Raw genomic sequence first — 918 nt, 5'->3', positions numbered from 1 at the left:
CTTCAGAAGCCGTGTTACCACAATCATCTGTAGCGGTCCAAGTTCTGGTTAATGTATAGCTAGAATCACAATTGCCATTCGCTCTTTCTTCTAAATATGTTACTGTAATATTAGCATCACAATTATCAGTAGCAGATAAATCAGTAGCAGAAGCTGTAGGAACGGCATCACATTCTACTGTAATATCAGCAGGTGCAGGATCTAATACAGGAGCAGTGGTATCCTCAATAGTAAAGATAGCCGTTGTAGTACTTGTGTTTCCACAAGCATCTGTTGCTGTAAAAATTACAGAAGCAGATCCCGTTGCACCGCAATCATCCGATAACCCTGTATAGTTGTGAGACCAAGAAATAGCGGAACAATCATCAGTTGCAGAAGCACCACCATTACTCTCTAACCAATCATTTAAAGCGACCATATTTCCATTACCATCGCACTGAACAGTTAGTGGGCTTGCTACGGTATTAATTACTGGATCAATAGAATCAATAATCGAATAAGAAGCCGTAGTTGTAACAAAGTTTCCACAAGCATCAGTAGCCGTAAAGGTTACCGCAATTGGATTCGCACAATCAGAGCTAGCGCCACCATAATTATTTGTCCACGTTACTTCAGAACAATTATCTGAAACTGTTGCATAACCATGATTATCTAACCATAATTGAATCGCGCCATTGTTTCCAGTACCGTCACATTGAATATCGATATTTGTAGCCGCACTTGTAATAACTAAAGCTTCAGGAGCCGTTATAGAGAATGTTCTATCAATAGTAGACGGATTACAAAGATCTGTAATTGTATATGTTACTGTTGTTGTACCACCTTCACATAAAAGTGGAGCCGTAGGCGTTCCGTAATCACCAGTCGCATTACAGCCACCAGAAACGGTAAACCCATTTAACCAAGTATTGAAAGCTG

At 40.0% G+C, this 918-nt stretch carries 1 protein-coding gene; it reads right to left on the bottom strand.

Annotated features, from left to right (window positions below; genetic code table 11):
- On the bottom strand, positions 1–918 hold a 918-nt coding region (locus tag ES675_RS16505), incomplete at both ends, for an HYR-like domain-containing protein (RefSeq protein WP_449374888.1).

Origin of the sequence: Algorimicrobium algoritergicola, assembly GCF_008086165.1 — a bacterium.
Taxonomy (GTDB): Bacteria; Bacteroidota; Bacteroidia; order Flavobacteriales; family Flavobacteriaceae; genus Algorimicrobium; species Algorimicrobium algoritergicola.
This window is presented reverse-complemented; position numbering and strand designations above follow the sequence as displayed.